The 16,150-nt window shown below is 72.7% G+C and carries 19 protein-coding genes; 14 read left to right on the forward strand and 5 right to left on the reverse strand.

Annotated features, from left to right (window positions below):
• Positions 1-9 precede the first annotated feature (9 nt).
• The 6 genes from ABT158_RS20940 to alc are packed head-to-tail and all read left to right on the forward strand — an operon-like array spanning position 10 to position 6,804.
• Complete coding sequence (locus tag ABT158_RS20940) at positions 10-795, forward strand: ABC transporter ATP-binding protein (RefSeq protein WP_352355639.1); 786 nt, start codon at positions 10-12, stop codon at positions 793-795.
• The gene (locus ABT158_RS20945; protein ID WP_352355641.1) at positions 792-2,246 is read left to right on the forward strand and encodes an amidohydrolase family protein; all 1,455 of its coding nucleotides are present in this window, start codon (positions 792-794) and stop codon (positions 2,244-2,246) included. The genes ABT158_RS20940 and ABT158_RS20945 overlap by 4 nt, the downstream gene beginning before the upstream one ends.
• Positions 2,243-3,496 carry a DUF6986 family protein gene (locus ABT158_RS20950; RefSeq protein WP_352355643.1) on the forward strand — a complete coding sequence of 418 codons (1,254 nt, stop codon included), beginning with the start codon at positions 2,243-2,245 and terminating at the stop codon, positions 3,494-3,496. The genes ABT158_RS20945 and ABT158_RS20950 overlap by 4 nt, the downstream gene beginning before the upstream one ends.
• Before the next feature lies 1 nt (position 3,497).
• Positions 3,498-4,280 carry an aspartate/glutamate racemase family protein gene (locus ABT158_RS20955; protein ID WP_352355645.1) on the forward strand — a complete coding sequence of 261 codons (783 nt, stop codon included), beginning with the start codon at positions 3,498-3,500 and terminating at the stop codon, positions 4,278-4,280.
• Positions 4,280-5,620 carry an allantoinase AllB gene (gene allB, locus ABT158_RS20960; protein WP_352355647.1) on the forward strand — a complete coding sequence of 447 codons (1,341 nt, stop codon included), beginning with the start codon at positions 4,280-4,282 and terminating at the stop codon, positions 5,618-5,620. Before ABT158_RS20955 ends, allB begins: the two co-directional genes overlap by 1 nt.
• A complete protein-coding gene (gene alc, locus ABT158_RS20965; protein ID WP_352355649.1) occupies positions 5,617-6,804 on the forward strand; it encodes an allantoicase in 1,188 nt (395 codons plus the stop codon). The genes allB and alc overlap by 4 nt, the downstream gene beginning before the upstream one ends.
• A 2-nt stretch (positions 6,805-6,806) precedes the next feature.
• Here alc and ABT158_RS20970 read toward each other — a convergent pair whose 3' ends face one another.
• A complete protein-coding gene (locus tag ABT158_RS20970) occupies positions 6,807-7,328 on the reverse strand; it encodes an EF-hand domain-containing protein (RefSeq protein WP_352355651.1) in 522 nt (173 codons plus the stop codon).
• A 163-nt stretch (positions 7,329-7,491) separates the two neighbouring features.
• On the opposite strand from ABT158_RS20970, the gene ABT158_RS20975 reads away from it, so the two are divergent.
• Positions 7,492-7,827, forward strand: coding sequence for a hypothetical protein (locus tag ABT158_RS20975; protein WP_352355653.1), 336 nt, complete (start codon positions 7,492-7,494; stop codon positions 7,825-7,827).
• 61 nt (positions 7,828-7,888) lie between these two features.
• The gene (locus ABT158_RS20980; protein WP_502911558.1) at positions 7,889-8,644 is read left to right on the forward strand and encodes an inositol monophosphatase family protein; all 756 of its coding nucleotides are present in this window, start codon (positions 7,889-7,891) and stop codon (positions 8,642-8,644) included.
• 24 nt (positions 8,645-8,668) lie between these two features.
• Here ABT158_RS20980 and ABT158_RS20985 read toward each other — a convergent pair whose 3' ends face one another.
• Both ABT158_RS20985 and ABT158_RS20990 read right to left on the reverse strand, forming a co-directional pair.
• Positions 8,669-8,974, reverse strand: coding sequence for an HIT family protein (locus tag ABT158_RS20985; protein WP_352355655.1), 306 nt, complete (start codon positions 8,972-8,974; stop codon positions 8,669-8,671).
• Between the two features lie 70 nt (positions 8,975-9,044).
• Positions 9,045-9,656: a hypothetical protein gene (locus ABT158_RS20990; protein WP_352355657.1), complete on the reverse strand. Its 612-nt coding sequence runs from the start codon at positions 9,654-9,656 to the stop codon at positions 9,045-9,047.
• A gap of 86 nt (positions 9,657-9,742) precedes the next feature.
• Between ABT158_RS20990 and ABT158_RS20995 the strand changes: the two genes are divergently transcribed.
• On the forward strand, positions 9,743-9,874 hold the full coding sequence (locus ABT158_RS20995; protein WP_352355659.1) for a hypothetical protein: 132 nt from the start codon (positions 9,743-9,745) through the stop codon (positions 9,872-9,874).
• A 5-nt stretch (positions 9,875-9,879) separates the two neighbouring features.
• Here the strand turns inward: ABT158_RS20995 and ABT158_RS21000 are convergent, their stop codons facing one another.
• Positions 9,880-10,638, reverse strand: coding sequence for an NAD(P)H-binding protein (locus ABT158_RS21000; RefSeq protein ID WP_352355661.1), 759 nt, complete (start codon positions 10,636-10,638; stop codon positions 9,880-9,882).
• Between the two features lie 166 nt (positions 10,639-10,804).
• On the opposite strand from ABT158_RS21000, the gene ABT158_RS21005 reads away from it, so the two are divergent.
• Both ABT158_RS21005 and ABT158_RS21010 read left to right on the forward strand, forming a co-directional pair.
• Positions 10,805-11,692, forward strand: coding sequence for a maleylpyruvate isomerase N-terminal domain-containing protein (locus ABT158_RS21005; protein ID WP_352355663.1), 888 nt, complete (start codon positions 10,805-10,807; stop codon positions 11,690-11,692).
• A gap of 41 nt (positions 11,693-11,733) precedes the next feature.
• Positions 11,734-11,961, forward strand: a complete 228-nt coding sequence (locus ABT158_RS21010; protein WP_352327393.1) for a hypothetical protein — start codon at positions 11,734-11,736, stop codon at positions 11,959-11,961.
• Between the two features lie 154 nt (positions 11,962-12,115).
• Here the strand turns inward: ABT158_RS21010 and ABT158_RS21015 are convergent, their stop codons facing one another.
• Complete coding sequence (locus tag ABT158_RS21015) at positions 12,116-13,915, reverse strand: alkyl/aryl-sulfatase (RefSeq protein ID WP_352355665.1); 1,800 nt, start codon at positions 13,913-13,915, stop codon at positions 12,116-12,118.
• Between the two features lie 148 nt (positions 13,916-14,063).
• On the opposite strand from ABT158_RS21015, the gene ABT158_RS21020 reads away from it, so the two are divergent.
• The 3 genes from ABT158_RS21020 to ABT158_RS21030 are packed head-to-tail and all read left to right on the forward strand — an operon-like array spanning position 14,064 to position 16,114.
• The gene (locus tag ABT158_RS21020) at positions 14,064-14,702 is read left to right on the forward strand and encodes an HAD family hydrolase (RefSeq protein ID WP_352355667.1); all 639 of its coding nucleotides are present in this window, start codon (positions 14,064-14,066) and stop codon (positions 14,700-14,702) included.
• Complete coding sequence (locus tag ABT158_RS21025) at positions 14,699-15,157, forward strand: GNAT family N-acetyltransferase (protein WP_352355669.1); 459 nt, start codon at positions 14,699-14,701, stop codon at positions 15,155-15,157. The genes ABT158_RS21020 and ABT158_RS21025 overlap by 4 nt, the downstream gene beginning before the upstream one ends.
• Positions 15,158-15,175: 18 nt before the next feature.
• Positions 15,176-16,114: a ribose-phosphate diphosphokinase gene (locus tag ABT158_RS21030; protein WP_352355671.1), complete on the forward strand. Its 939-nt coding sequence runs from the start codon at positions 15,176-15,178 to the stop codon at positions 16,112-16,114.
• The last annotated feature ends 36 nt before the right edge of the window (positions 16,115-16,150 follow it).

Genomic DNA, 16,150 nt, shown 5'->3' on the forward strand with positions numbered 1-16,150 from the left:
GGAGGCGGCATGAGCGTGATCGAGGCGCAGCGGCTGCGGAAGGTGTACGGCCCGGCCACGGCGGTGGACGAGGTCTCCTTCACCGTGGCCGAGGGCGAGTCGCTGGCCATCGTGGGCGAGTCCGGGTCGGGGAAGACCACCGTCGCCCGCATGCTGCTCGGCCTGGAGACGCCCACCAGCGGCACGATCAGCGTCTGCGGGCGGCCGCGGACGGCGGGCCGGGTCTCGGCGGCGGAGCGGCGCAGGCGGGCACGGGAGATCCAGATCGTCTTCCAGGACCCCTATTCGTCGCTGGACAAGCTGCAGCGGGTCGGCGACGTCGTCGAGACGAGCCTTGCCCTGCACTTCCCGCTGACCTCCGCCGAGCGCCGGAAGAAGGCGCTGGACCTGCTCGAATCGGTGGGCCTGGCCGAACGGCACGCGGCGATGCTGCCCAGGCAGCTGTCCGGCGGGCAGCGCCAGCGCGTGGCCATCGCCCGCGCCCTGGCGGTGGAGCCACGGGTGCTGGTGCTGGACGAGGCGGTCGCCGCGCTCGACGTGTCGATCCAGGCGCAGATACTCAACCTGCTCGCCGACATCCGCGAGCGGCGCTCGATCAGCTACGTCTTCATCTCCCACGATCTGGCCGTGGTCAACCAGATCAGCGACACGGCCGTCGTGATGCGGCACGGCCGCGTCGTGGAACGCGGAGCCACCCGCACCCTGCTGCGCGAGCCGCAGGAGGAGTACACCCGCGCCCTGCTGGCCGCCGTGCCCAGGCCCGGATGGAAGCCGACCCGGAGGAACACACAGTGAGCACGCTGATCAGGGCGTCGTTCGTCATCGGCTTCGACGGCGAGGACCACGTCATCCACCGCGACGCGTGCGTCGTCTACGACGGCGACCGGATCGTGCACGTCGGCCGTTCCTACGAAGGGCCGGTCGAGGAGGTGATCGACGCCGGTGAGGCGATCGTCGGGCCCGGCTTCATCGACCTGGACGCGCTGGCCGACATCGACCACGCCGTCCTCGACACCTGGCACGCCGACTCCAGCGGGCTGAACTGGTCGCACGACTACGCCGTCAACCGGCGCCGGGCCGTCTTCCCGCCGGAGGACACGCTCTTCATGCGGGAGTACGCGCTCACCCAGCTCATCCGCAACGGCATCACCACGGCGATGCCGATCGCCGCCGAGACGCACAGCGCCTGGGCGGAGTCGTACGAGGAGCTGGCCGGCGTCGTGGAGATCGCCGGGCGGCTCGGCCTGCGCATGTACCTGGGGCCGTCCTACCGTTCGGGCGTGCCGGTGCTGCGCGCCGACGGCAGCCGGGACGTGCACTGGGAGCCCGGACTCGGCGAGCGGGGGCTCGCCGACGCCGTCCGCTTCGTCCGGGACGTCGACGGCGCCCACGACGGCCGGATCCGGGGGGCGCTGCTGCCGTGCCGCATCGAGACCGTCACCCTCGACCTGCTGCGCGCCACCGCCCAGGCCGCGGAGGAGCTCGACTGCCTGGTGCGCCTGCACTGCATGCAGGGGCTGACGGAGCTGCGGCTGCTGCGCGAATGGTACGACCGGCACCCCCTGGACGTGCTGGCCGAGGTGGGCCTGCTCGGCCCGCGGCTGCTGGTGCCGCACGCCCTGTACCTCGGCGATCCCGGCACGCCGTTCGAGGGATCACCGGACCGGCTCGCGGCGCTGGCGGGGATCGTGCACTGCCCCCTCACCTTCGTCAGGTACGGCGACGCGCTGCGCGACTTCGACCGTTACCGGGCGGCCGGCGTGACCGTGGCGCTGGGCACCGACTCCTTCCCGCCCGACATGATCCGCAACATGGACTACGGCAACAACCTGGCCAAACTGGTCACCGGACGGCTGGACGCGGGCTCGGCCGCCGACTACTACCGGGCCGCCACGCTGGGCGGCGCCCGCGCGCTGGGCCGGGACGACCTGGGCAGGCTCGCCCCCGGCGCCAAGGCCGACCTGGTCGTCGTGGACCTCTCCGGCCCGCGCACCGGCCCGGTCGACGACCCGATCAGGACGATGCTGATGAACTGCACGGGCGCCGACGTGGCCACCGTGGTGATCGACGGCCGGCCGGTGATGCGCGACCGGACGATTCCCGGCGTGGACGAGGAGTCGATGCGGCTGCGCGCGCAGACCTGCTTCGAGACGATGAAGGCCGCCTACTCCGAGCGCGACCACCTGCGCCGCGACCCGGCGCTGCTGTTCCCGTCGTCCTTCCGGGTCGTCGAGGACGGCTCATGAGCGACGCGGCCTTCCTCTCCGGGCTCACCGCCGAGCTCGACGTCCGGCTCGCCGCCGCGGACGAGCGGCTGCGCACGGCCTACCCCGGCGACCCGGCCACCCGGCAGCCGGTGCACACCGTGTACGTCCCGGCCGACCGCTACACGGCGGACACCGTACCGGCGTGGGGCCGGCGGGCGCTGGCGGCGCTGGCCGAGCACGGCCGGACCGCCACGGAGTTCGCCGGCGCGCTCGGCCTGCCGCCGCGGACGGCGGCTGAGGTGTACGACCAGGTCCGGGCCAAGCTGGCCCGCGAACCGGTCGAAGACCTCAGGATCGACTTCGAGGACGGCTACGGCCACCGCCCGGACGCCGACGAGGACGCCGCCGCCCGTACCGCCGCGAAGGCCCTGGCCGAGGCCACCGCCGCGGGCACCGGCTCGCCGTTCTGCGGGATCCGGTTCAAGAGCTTCGAGGCGCCGACCCGGCGGCGCGGCCTGCGCACCCTGGCGATCTTCCTGGAGGCCCTCGGACCGCCGCCCGGCGGCTTCGTCGTCACGCTGCCGAAGGTGACCTCGGTCGAGCAGGTGGAGGCGATGGCGTTGGCCGCCGGACGGCTGGAGGCGGCGTACGGGCTGGCGAGCGGGAGCCTGCGGTTCGAGCTCCAGGTGGAGACGCCGCAGGCGATCCTCGGCGCGGACGGCCTCTCGCCGCTGCCGTCGATGATCCGCGCCGCGGCCGGGCGCTGCACGGGCCTGCACTACGGCACCTACGACTACTCGGCCGCGCTCGGGGTGTCGGCGGCGTACCAGAGCGCGGACCATCCGGTCGCCGACCACGCCAAGGCGGTGATGCAGGTCGCCGCCGCCGGCACCGGCGTACGCGTCTGCGACGGGTCGAGCAACGTGCTGCCGGTGGGCGACGGCGACGCCGTCCGCGCCGCCTGGCGGCTGCACGCGCGTCTGGTCCTGCGTGCCCTGGAAGGTGGCCTCTACCAGGGCTGGGACCTGCATCCCTGGCAGCTCCCGAGCCGGTACGCCGCCGTCCACTCCTTCTTCAGGGAGGGGCTGCCGGCCGCCGCGGCCCGGCTGCGCGGCTATCGCGAACGCGAGCCGTCCGGCTTCCTGGACGAGCCGGCGACCGCCCGCGCGATGGCCGGGTTCCTCGCCCGCGGCCTCGACTGCGGCGCGATCGGCGCGGCCGAGCTGGGCGCCCTGGCCGGGGTCACGCCGTCCGAGCTGCGTGCCGTGCGCGCCGGGACGGGGGGCTGACGTGCGCATCCTGATCGTGAACGTGAACACCACCCGGTCGATGACCGACACGATCCACGCCCAGGCGGCGGCGCACGCCTCGCCGGACGTCGAGATCGTCGCGCTCACCCCGTCGTTCGGGCCGGAGTCGGTGGAGGGGAACTTCGAGAGCTACCTGGCGGCGGTCGCCGTGATGGACCGGGTCGTCCGCTACGACGAGCCGTACGACGCGGTGATCCAGGCGGGGTACGGCGAGCACGGCCGCGAGGGGCTGCAGGAGCTGCTCGACGTCCCCGTGGTGGACATCACCGAGGCGGCCGCGCAGGTCGCGATGCTGATCGGGCGTACGTACTCGGTGGTCACCACGCTGGACCGCGCCGTGCCGCAGATCGAGGACCGGCTGCGGCTGGCCGGGCTGGCCGGCCGGTGCGCGTCGATCAGGGCCAGCGGGCTGTCGGTCCTGGAGCTGGAGGAGGATCCCGGCCGGGCCGTCGAGGCGATCGTCGCCCAGGCCCGGGAGGCCGTCACCGGCGACCGGGCCGAGGTGATCTGCCTGGGATGCGGTGGCATGGCGGGACTCGACCGGAAGATCACCGCGGCCACCGGGGTGCCCGTCGTCGACGGCGTGGCCGCGGCGGTCGCCCTCGCCGAGGGGCTCGTCCGGCTCGGCCTCACCACGAGCAAGGTGCGCACGTACGGGACGCCGCGCCCCAAGACCGTGACCGGGTGGCCGATTACCGGCGGGGCCGCGACCGTCGCCCGGCCGGTCCGCGCGGGACGGCGCAACCATGGAGGTGCCGCCTGATGGCCCGGCTGGACCTGCTGGTCAGGGCCCGTCGCGTGGTCACCGACGACGGAGAGGTGGCCCGCAGCATCGGCGTACGGGACGGGACGATCGTCGCGGTCGAGCCGCTGGACGCCGACCTGACGGCCGCCGAGGTCGTCCGGCTCGGCGACGACGAGGTGCTGCTGCCCGGCCTGGTGGACAGCCACGTGCACGTGAACGACCCCGGACGGACCGAATGGGAGGGGTTCGCGACCGCCACCCGGGCGGCCGCGGCCGGCGGCGTCACGACGATCGTCGACATGCCGTTGAACAGCGTCCCGCCCACCACCGACGCGGCGGCGCTGCGGGTGAAGCGGGCGACCGCCCGCGGGCAGGCGCACGTGGACGTCGGCTTCTGGGGCGGCGCGGTGCCGGGCAACCTGCCCGAGCTGCGCGGGCTGCACGACGCGGGCGTGTTCGGGTTCAAGAGCTTCCTACTGCACTCGGGCGTGGCGGAGTTCCCTCCCCTGGAGCCGGCCGAGCTGGCGGACGCGCTCCGAGAGCTGGCGACGTTCGACGCGCTGATGATCGTGCACGCCGAGGACCCGCAGGTGATCGAGCACGCGCCGCCCGCGCGCGGCGCGAGCTACCGTGACTTCCTGCGCTCCCGCCCGCGCGGCGCGGAGAACCTCGCGGTCGCGAACGTCATCGAGCTGGCCCGCCGGACCGGCTGCCGGGTGCACGTTCTGCACCTGTCCAGCTCGGACGCGCTGCCGATGATCCGTTCGGCCCGGGACGACGGCGTGCGGATCACCGTGGAGACCTGCCCGCACTACCTGACGTTCGGCGCCGAGGAGATCGCCGAGGGGGCCACCCCGTTCAAGTGCTGCCCGCCGATCCGCGAGGCGGCCAACCGCGAGTCGCTCTGGCAAGGGCTCGCCGACGGCACGATCGACTGTGTCGTCTCCGACCACTCGCCGTGCACGCCGGAGCTCAAACGGCTCGACACCGGCGACTTCGGCCTCGCCTGGGGCGGCATCGCGTCGCTGCAGCTCGCCCTGCCCGCGGTGTGGACCGAGGCCAGACGCCGCGGCCACCCCCTGACCGACGTGGCGCGCTGGATGGCCGCACGCCCCGCGCAGGTGGCCGGACTGTCCGGCAAGGGCCGGATCGCGCCGGGCCACCAGGCCGACTTCTGCGTGTTCGCGCCCGACGAGACGTTCGTGGCCGACAAGGACCGGCTGCACCACCGCAACCCCGTGACGCCCTACCACGGCCGCACGCTCGCCGGCGTGGTCCGCGGAAGCTGGCTGCGCGGCGAACGCATCGACATCGACGGCCCGCCGCGGGGCCGGCTGCTCGACCGAGGAGAAGCATGACCTTCACCCACTTCCCTGACCTGGCCTCGCGCGCGCTGGCCGGCAGCGTCGTGTACGCCAACGACGAGCTGTTCGCCGAACGGGAGAACCTGATCAAGCCCGGCCCCGCCGCGTTCTCGACGGAGGACTTCGGCCACAAGGGCAAGGTGTACGACGGCTGGGAGACCCGTCGCCGGCGCGAGCCCGGGAACGACTACGCGATCGTCCGGCTGGGCGTGCCCGGCGTGGTGCGCGGGGTGGTGATCGACACCGCCTGGTTCAAGGGCAACTACCCGCCGTACGCCTCGGTGGAGGCGACCGGCGTCGAGGGCACGCCGTCACCGGCCGAGCTGGAGCGGGCGAACTGGGAGACGATCGTCGGGAAGAGCGCGATCAGGGGCGACGCCGAGAACGCGTTCGAGGTCGCGGACCGGCGGCGCTGGACGCACGTGCGGCTGAGCATCTACCCCGACGGCGGGGTGGCCCGGTTCCGGGTGCACGGCGAGCCGGTGCCCGACCCGCGCCTGCTGGACGGCACGATCGACCTGGCCGCGCTGGAGCACGGCGGCAATGTGGTGTCCTGCTCGAACACGTTCTACTCCGCGCCGGTGCAGCTGCTGCTGCCCGGCCGGGCCCGGATCATGGGCGACGGCTGGGAGAACGCCCGCCGCCGCGACGGCGGCAACGACCACGTGACGGTCAGGCTGGCGGGCCGCGGGCGGGTGCGCCGGGTGGAGATCGACACGTCGTACTTCGTCGGCAACGCGCCCGGCTGGGCCTCGCTGAGCGGAACCGACGCGGGCCATCCGGACGCGGACCTTCGCGTGGACCTTCCGGGCGCGGACTCTCCGGACGCGGGCGCCGAGTGGTTCGAGCTGATCCCGAAGACCCGGTTGCAGCCGGACACCCGGCACTTCCTGCGCCCGGTGTCGTCCACGCCCGTGACGCACGTCCGCCTGGACGTCTTCCCCGACGGCGGCCTGGCCCGGCTCAGGGTGCACGGCGAGCTGGACGCCGACGCCCATCGGGCGGCCGTGCTGCGCTGGCTCGACCTGCTGCCGGCCGGGCACGCCGTCGAGGTGCTCCGCGGGGCCGGCGTGCCCGGCGGGACCGCCGAGGAGCTCGTCGGCCGCCGGCCGTTCGCCGACGGCGACGTGCTGCCCCCGGCGCTGCTCCGGCCGGCGGGGCCGCCTTTCCGGCCTTGAGGTCATTCGGGCGGCGCGCCGAACACGTACGAGCCGGGGGCGTCCGGGTCGTCGCCGGCCCAGAACTCGGTCCAGTGGAGGCGGAACTCCTCGCGCGAGAGGTGGCCGTCGCCGTCCAGGTCGAGGCGGGGGAAGATGTCGTCGGTCGCCGAGGGGGCGCCGTTCCACGTCTCGATCAGCGCGCCGTACTCCGAACGGGAGATGAGGCCGTCGCCGTTGAGGTCGATGGCCTCGAACATCGCGTCGGCGGTGCCGGTGACCGCGTCGGTCATGTCGCCGAGCACGTCGACCACGCTGAGCACCTGGTCGAGGGAGACGCCGGCGTCGCCGCCCGAGGCGGCCCTGAGCACCGGCCACCAGCCGGTCATGACGGAGGTCAGCCGCTCCGGGCCGGCCGGACCCGCGACGGCCGACCAGCGGTGGGCGAGCGCCTGGAAGTCGGCCTGGGTCAGCCGGCCGTCGCCGTCGACGTCCATCGCCCGGAAGACTCCGCCGACCTTCTTGCGCTGGAACTCACTGGCCACATCTGCCTCCACTCCTCGGGGAGACCCAATGCTGTCGAGCGATCACTTATCGTGACCATAGTCGTTTGAGTGACTAATCCGTTACGTAGTGTGGGAGATCAGCGTGAGGTGCGCGCAGCGGGGCCGCCCGTTATCCGGGCGGTCACGCGGCTACCCTGGGCGCATGGGTCATGCGAAGACGTCGTTCGTCTGCCTGCCTTGCCGGGCCTCGTACAAGCAGCCCTACCCGCTGCCCGGCGACCGGGGGCGGTCCTGCCCGCGGCGCGGCGGGCCGCTGATCCACGTGGGCTCCGCCTTCGCGGCTCCCCGGCGGCGCGACACCGCGGCCTGGCGGGTGCTCTCGCTGCTGCTGCACGCGGGTGTCGGCTTCCACAAGAGTTGTTGTGGCGGGCCCGGCTACCGGCCGCGCACGCTCGGCGCGGCTCGCGCGCGGATGGCGCACGCGCGGGCCACCGGAGAGCCGTTCGCCAAGGCCCTGACGCGTCCCGAACTGCCCTAGGACGGCCCGCATGACCATCGACGTCCGGACGCTGCTGCCCGTCGCCGAGCGGGCCGCGTAGATCGCCGGCGAGATCATCACGACCCGGGCGCCCGGCGTCGTCACCGCCAAGGGCGACCGCGACATGGCCACCGAGGTCGATTACGCCGTCGAGCACGCCGTCCGCGAGTTCCTCTCGAAGGAGACGCCCGAGCTGGGCTTCCTCGGCGAGGAGGAGGGCGCGAGCCGGGCGGGCCAGGGCCTGACGTGGGTGCTCGACCCCGTGGACGGCACGGCCAACTTCCTGCACGGCATCCCGCTGTGCGGGGTCTCCCTGGGCCTGGTCGACGGGGACGTGCCGCTGCTCGGCGTCGTCGGCCTGCCGTTCCTCGGCGTCCGCTACTCGGCCGCCCGAGGCGCCGGCGCGACGGCCAACGGAGCGCCCGTCCAGGTCAGCGGCGCCGCGGAACTCCAGGACGCCGTCGTCGCCCTGGGCGACTACGCGGTGGGCGCGGACGCGGCGGAACGCAACCGTCCCCGCTTCGCCCTGACCCAGGAACTGGCCGCGCGCGTCCAGCGCGTCAGGATGCTCGGTTCAGCCGCGATCGACCTCGTGTGGGTGGCCGACGGCAAGGTCGACGCGAGCGTCATGCTCAGCAACAACCCGTGGGACACCGCGGCGGGCGTCGTCATCGCCCGCGAGGCCGGGGCCCTGGTGGTCGACCTCGACGGCAGTCCCCACGACATGGCCTCCCGGGCGACCATCGCGACGAGCCCCGCCCTCGCCCCCGAGTTCCTGAAGCTCCTCACCGCCGCCCTTCTGCACGCTTCGGAATAGATCTGGCCGGTCCCGGGGCCCGCTTCAGCCGCCGGCTCGGCCCTGAGCTCCGTGGGCCGCGTACAGGACGCCGAGCCGCCGGTCGATCTCCGCACGCACCGGGTCGTGCCGCGGGCCGAGCGCGAATCGCCGGTCGGTCCAGCTGTCGGGCGGATACAGCCACACCGGCCGGCCGACCAGGTGGTCCGGCTCCCACTCGTACCGCGGCCAGACGTGAGCGTGCAGGAACGGGTCGGTGTTGCCGAGGATCTCCAGGTTCACCCGCCGGAACGCCGGGTCCAGCGCGCCGCAGGCCCGCTCGACCGCCTCGCCCAGCCAGTCACCACTCATGGCCCAGGACCCTACACACGAGCCGCCCCAGCTCACCGGCGAGCAGGACGGCGTCCCCGGCCCGTCGTGCTCAGGGCAGCTCGCCGATCAGGGCGACGACATGCCCTCCCTCGCCGGCGCACCGCCAGACCGGCCCGCGGTCCGACACTCCGACGTGCAGCCCACGGTCGTGCGCGGGACAGACGGGCCACACCGTCCAGGTGAGCTCCATGACGGTCTCCTGGACGGCCTCGGCGAGGGACAACAGCGCCCCCTGTGCGTCCCCGCCCGCCTCCGGCGGGATCCCGTTGCCGTGGTAGGAACCCTCGAACTCCACCTGCGCGTCGTGACGGCCGCGCAGGGGGTCGGTGATCAGGCGCAGCCGGCCGGTGATCCCACTGGCCCGGACGTCGCGTTCCACGATCTCCAGCGCCTGCTCCAGCGTCGCCCACGACTGGGGGTCAACGGCGAAGCCCGGCCGGAAGTCGATGTCGTCGAGAAGGCCGTCCCCCAGACGGGCCAGGTCGGCGGCGCCCAGCCGGGCGGCTGAGGACTCCAGGAGCTCCCGCGTGGTCGCAGTGCTCAGGCCCCATTCCTCCAGCAGGGAGGCCAGTTCGAGGACGGGGCCGGAGTCGAGGCCGCCGTCCCGCAGAGCCACGTAGACGCGGCTCGCCAGCTCGCGGGCTTGCTCTTCAAGGTGCACAGCTCAGTATCGGCCATCGCGTTCCTGCAGCCCCGGCGTACCGGAGGCAGCGGCCGGGAGCCGGGGATGATCGATAGCATCGCCCGGTGGAGGATGATCTGCCGTCTCAGCATTTTTCCGACGCGGGCATGGCCATCGGTGTCGGAATCATGGTGTTCCTGATTCTGCTGCCCACCATCGTCTGGATCGCCATCGTGATGTCGCGCAGCCGCAGGTAGGGCGGTCAGAGGGTGGCGTGGAGGTGGGAGAGCATCGTGCGGGCGGGGCGGCCGAGGACGTTCTCCAGGTCGGGGGTCTGTCTCTCCAGGGCGCCGGCGCGGATCCGGGCGTTCAGCCAGGCCATCGGGCCGGGGGCGGCCTCGGGGACCTCGCGGTAGGGCACGCCCAGCGCCTGCGCCACCTCCGGGTGGGTCCACAGCGGCCCGGTGAGGTCGTAGGCGCGGCCCTCGTGGCCTTCGCCGGTCAGTACGTTGGCCGCCGCCTCGGCCAGGTCGGACCGGAACGCGGTGTTCAGGCCGCGCCCTCCGCCGCTCCCGGTCAGCTCACCGTCCGAGACCAGGGGGACGAACGCGTCGCTGTAGAACGGGTGGCGCAGGATCGTGTACGGCAGGCCGCTGCGCAGGAGGGCCTGCTCGGTGGCGTGGTGGGCCTCGGTCATGCCGGTGGCGACGGTGTCGGCGTCCAGGAAGCTGGTGTAGACGACGGCGCCGACGCCCACGTCCGCGGCGGCGGCCAGGGCGGCCAGGTGGTGGCCGATCCGGCGGCCGGGGTCGAGCTCCGGCGACGAGATCAGCAGCAGGCGGGCGGCGCCCTCGAACGCCGTGCGCAGGCTCGCCGGATCGTCGTAGTCGCCCCGCCGCACCGGCACGCCCTCGGGCGCGCGGGCGGGATCGCGGACGGCGGCGACGACGTCCGCCCTGGTGCGCAGCCGGTCGATGACGAGACGGCCGAGCACGCCCGACGCCGCCGAGATAACGATCATGGAGCTCCCTCTGATCTGGATGGGTGCTCAAAGTGAACTGCCGCGCCGTCCTGCGACGCCACCGTTTTTCGCCCGGGACGGGCCCACGACGGCCCCAGAGGAGCATTTCCGGAGAAGACCGCCCAGGTCACCCGGGTTAGCGTGATCGTGGACCTCTGGAGAGAACATGGACGAGCTCATCACGTACGGCAAATGGGCGTCGGTGCGCGGCTCGCTCAAGGCGGCCACCGACCGGTTCGCGAAGCTGGTCTCCATCGTCGATCCCCACGCCATGGCGACCAGGGAGTGGACCGTCGCCGAGACCGCGGCCCACGTCACCGCGATCGCCTCGCTCTACACCTGCGTGGTGCGCGGCGACGTGACCACGCCCTTCCCGGCGCTGGCCGAGCCGATACTCGGCACGAACGTCGACACGGTGAGCGCCCTGAACGAGCTGGCGTTCGAGCACTTCCCCGAGCGGGACCCGGTCGTCCTGGCCGAGCGGCTGCGCGGCGACGTCTGGGAGATCCTGCGCGCCGGCGCGGAGGTCGATCCGGCGACGCCGGTCCCGTGGCTGGGCGACGCGCGGGTGCCCGTCGCGGGCGTGCTGGCCCACCTGCTGAACGAGCTGCTGCTGCACGGCTGGGACATCGCGCGCGCGACCCGTACCCCCTGGTCGGTGCCCGCGCGGGACGCCGGGCTGTTCTTCGACCTGTTCCTCATCGGGATGATCAGGAACGACTACGGACATCTGATGGACACCGGGACGCCCGCCCCGCCCCGCCGGATCACCGTCGGGTTCCACTCCGCGCACACCGCGCCGGCGGCGCTGGCGCTCGACCACGGGCGGGTGTCGGTGGCCGAGCTGGGGCCGCAGGTGGACGCGCACGTGCGGTTCGACCCGGCGGCGCTGAACCTTTTGTTGTTCGGCCGGATGTCCAGGGCGCGGGCCGCGCTCACGGGCAAGGTGGCGGTCTGGGGGCGGCGTCCGTGGCTGCTTCCGGCCTTCCTGCGGTTCGTACGACTGCCCACGACGACGGTCCCGCGCTCGCGCGCCGAGTCCATACAGGTGTGAACGCCACAAAGTATTCACCCGGTGGGCGCATACTGGAGGAGATGAAGCGAGCCAGCGGCGATTCTCGTCGTCACCTGCCCACAAGTCCCTTCAAACCGCCGCCTCCGGCGCCACCCGCGGAGCAGTTCGACATGCACGACCGGGTGAGCCACGACCGATTCGGCCTCGGTGTCGTCATCGGTGTGGAGGACGACGTCGCCGTACTGGTCGACTTCGGATCCCGGCAGGAACGGATCACGACGCCGTTCAACAAGTTGTACAAACTCTGAGAGCCGGTCCGCTACGCCCGTGTGCCCCGAGGGCCGCATGGGCGGGACCGACGCGCGGCGCGCCCGGCTGAGGGCGCCGGGGTTCAGTGACTCACGGGGACAGAGGCCCGTGGGTCAATGGCTCATGTGGTCAGAAGCCCAAGGAGTCGGTGGCTCAGGGCGTGACGATGGCGAAGTCGCGGGCCGGTGAGTCGAGCACGGCGACCAGCCGCTGCAGCGCCGTGATGTCGCCCTCCCGCTCCACCCCCTCCACGCCCTTCCCGGCCAGCAGGCCGAGCAGCTGGGCCCTGGTGAGGCGGAGCGTCAGGTCCACGGGCTCCTCCGGCGGGTTCAGCCGCTGGACGAGCACGCCGTTGGACAGCGTGGTGCGGTACAGCTCCCCCAGGTCCGTCAGGTGCCAGTCGATCGACAGGCTCTCGTGCCAGGCCTTGGGGCCGTCCACGCGGATGGCGAGGGAGTCGAAGATCTGCTCCACGGTCAGGGCCGCGAGCAGGTCGGGCGAGGTGGTGGTGACGCGGGTGGGGGCGATGCCGTCGGTCAGCTCCATGGCCCCCGTCAGGTACGAGTTGCGCCACGTCCCGTTCTCGGCGCCCTGGCCGAGCCGGGTGTAGACCTCGGCCAGCAGGTCCCTGGCCGCCTTGTTGCCCTCGTCGGCGAAGACGGCGTGGTTCAGCAGCTGGACGGCGAAGCGCAGGTCGTTCTCCTCGATGTAGCGGCGGGCGAAGGCCACGACGGCCGCGCCGCCGCCCATGCACTCGACGTACCGGATCGCGCTCTCCCTGGGCGGGTGCTCCCACAGGTGAGCGGGGTTGCCGTCGTACCAGCCGAGGTAGCGCTGGTAGACGGCCTTGACGTTGTGGCTGACCGAGCCGTAGTAGCCGTGGGTGTGCCAGACCTGTTCCAGCGCGGGCGGCACCCGCATCTGCTCGGCGATCTCGGCGCCGGTCAGGCCCTTGTTGAGCAGGCGCAGGGTCTGGTCGTGCAGGTAGGCGTACAGGTCTCGCTGTTCCTGGAGGAACCGGACGATGTTGCTCTTTCCCCAGGTCGGCCAGTGGTGGGAGGCGAAGGCGACCTCGGCCCGGTCGGCGAGCAGCGTGAGGGTCTCCGACAGGTAGCGGGCCCAGACGCGGGCGTCGCGCACCTGGGCGCCGCGCAGCGTGAGGATGTTGTGCAGGTTGTGGGTGGCGTTCTCGGCCAGGCACAGGGCGTCGCGGTCGGGGAAGAGGAAGTTCATCTCGGCGGGGGCCTCGGTGCCGGGGGTGAGCTGGAAGACGATCCGCACGCCGTCCACGATCTCCTCCTGGCCGGTGCGGCTGACGTCCACGGTGGGCGGGATGAGGGACGTGGTGCCGGTCGAGGACGTCATGCCGAGGCCGCAGCCGATCTGGCCGTCCGGGGCGTGCGGCAGGGCGAGGCCGAACATGTAGCCGGCGCGGCGGTTCATGGCGGGGCCGGCGTAGACGTTCTCGGAGACCGCGTGGTCCATGAAGCCGGCGGGGGCCAGGATCGGCACGTTGCCGTCGGTGACGCCGCGCACGCCGCCGAAGTGGTCGACGTGGCTGTGGGTGTAGACGACGCCGGTGACCGGACGGTCGCCGCGGTGCCGGCGGTAGAGCGCGAGCGCGGCGGCGGCGCACTCGGTGGAGACCAGCGGGTCGATGACGATGACGCCGACGTCGCCCTCGACCAGGGTCATGTTCGACAGGTCCAGGCCGCGTACCTGGTAGATGCCGTCGGCGACCTCGTACAGGCCCTGTTTGGCGCAGAGCTGGCTCTGCCGCCACAGGCTGGGATGAGCGGTTTCGGGGCATTCGGCGTTGAGGAAGGCGTAGGAGTCGTTGTCCCAGACGACCTCGCCGCTTCTCGACTTGACCACGGCGGGGGTCAGCTTCGCGATGAAGCCGCGATCGGCGTCCTCGAAGTCACCCGTGTCATGAAATGGAAGGTCTGCCATGTCTGCTCGCATGCCCCTGAATGGACGCTCGTAGCTCAACAACCAGCCCCAATAGCATGAAACTCGGGCAATAAGGACAGGGAGCGGCGGCGTAGCGGCTCGGACGGTGTGATTGGGTGGTTCCAGGCTGATCTCATTGGGGGTGGTCATGGAAGCGTGCGTGTTCGACCTCGACGGCGTGCTCGTCGACTCCGAACCCGTCTGGGAGCAGGTGCGGCGCGCCTTCGTCGCCGACCACGGCGGCACCTGGCGGCCCGACACGCAGTCCAGGCTGATGGGCATGAGCACCGGCGAGTGGGCGACCTACCTGCACGAGCTGGGGGTGCGCCTGACGCCCGACGAGATCGCCGAGGGCGTGGTCGACCAGATGGCCGAGCGCTACCAGGACGGCGTGCCGCTGCTGCCGGGCGCCCGCGAGGCCGTGCGCCGGCTGGCCGGGCACTTCACCCTCGGCCTGGCCAGCTCGTCGCCGCGGCGGTTGATCGACGTGGTGCTCGACGCGGCCGAGTTGCGCGAGTACTTCGTCACCACGGTCTCCACGGCGGAGGTCGCGCGCGGCAAGCCCGCCCCCGACGGCTACCTGGAGGCCGCCCGGCGGCTGGAGATCTACCCGAAGGACTGCGTGGCGGTCGAGGACTCCAGCAACGGGCTGCGTTCGGCGCACGCGGCCGGCATGCGGGTGATCGCCGTGCCGCATCCCGGCTACCCGCCCGACGACGACGCCCTCGCTCTCGCCTGGCAGGTCCTGCCCGACCTCGACGCGCTCACCGTCGAGGCGCTGACGTGACGACCGGCGACATGGCCGTCCGCCCCCGGACGCCGTCCGACCTGAGCGCCTGCACCGACGCCCTGGCCCTGGTGCACGCCGCCGACCGCTACCCCGTCGACTGGCCGGCCGACCCGCAGGGCTGGCTGACTCCGGGCGACCTCCTGCGCGCCTGGGTGGCGGTCGAGGAGGGCCGGGTGCTCGGCCACGTCGGCCTGGCAGGCACCGGCGAGGGCCCGCAGGTCACCCGGCTCTTCGTGGTGCCCGCCGCCCGGGGCCGCGGGCTGGCTCCCCTGCTGCTGGACACCGTGCGGAAGGCCGCCGGCACGCCCGTCCTCCTGGAGGTCTCCGACGAGGGCCGGGCGGCCGTCGCGCTCTACGAGCGGCTGGGCTGGCGCCGCGTCGGCAGCACCCGTGCGCGCTGGCTCAACGCCGCCGGCGAACCCGCCCTGCTCCACCACTACGTGAGCCCGTGAAGCTATCCTTTGGGAATCGTGCGAGACATCACGGTTTTCAGTGGCAGCGCCCACCCCGAGCTGGCCGAGGAGATCTGCTCCCACCTCGGCACCCCGCTCCACCCCGTCAAGGTCGCCCGCTTCGCCAACGACGCGCTTGAGGTGCAGCTCCAGGCCAACTGCCGCGAGCGCGACGTGTTCCTCATCCAGCCCCTGGTGCCGCCGACGCAGGAGAACCTGGTCGAGCTGCTGCTCATGATCGATGCGGCGCGCGGCGCGTCCGCGGCCAGGACGACCGTGGTCCTGCCGCATTACGCCTACGCCAGATCGGACAAGAAGGACGCGCCGCGCATCTCCATCGGCGCCCGCCTGGTCGCCGACCTGATGGTGGCCGCGGGCGCGAACCGGGTGCTGGCCATGACGCTGCACTCGCCGCAGGTGCACGGCTTCTTCAGCGTGCCCGTCGACCACCTGCACGCGCTGCGCGAGCTGGCCGCGCACTTCCGCCGCCACGACCTGTCGAACACCGTCGTCGTCTCCCCCGACCTGGGCAACGCCAAGGAGGCCGCGCACTTCGCCCGGCTGCTCGGCACGGGCGTCGCGATGGGCGCCAAGCAGCGCTTCGCCGACGACCGCGTGGTGATCAGCTCGGTCATCGGCGAGGTCGCCGGCAAGGACGTGATCATCCTGGACGACGAGATCGCCAAGGGCAGCACGGTCATCGAGCTGCTGGGCCGGCTGCGCGAGCAGGGCGTCAACTCCGTCCGGGTGGCGTGCACGCACGGGCTGTTCGCGGGCGGGGCGATCGAGCGGCTGAGCGCGTTCCCCGAGGTCATGGAGATCGTCTGCACGAACACCGTGCCGCCGCCCAAGCCGAGTGACAAGCTGACCGTGTTGTCGATCGCGCCGGCCCTGGCCGAGGCCATGCGCCGGATCCACGACGGCGAGTCGGTGAGCGCTCTGTTCAGCACGTCCTGACGGCCCGCCCCGGTGATCTTCCGGGACGGCCGGGAA

It is taken from the genome of Nonomuraea sp. NPDC001636 (genome assembly GCF_040298265.1).
Taxonomy (GTDB): domain Bacteria; phylum Actinomycetota; class Actinomycetes; order Streptosporangiales; family Streptosporangiaceae; genus Nonomuraea.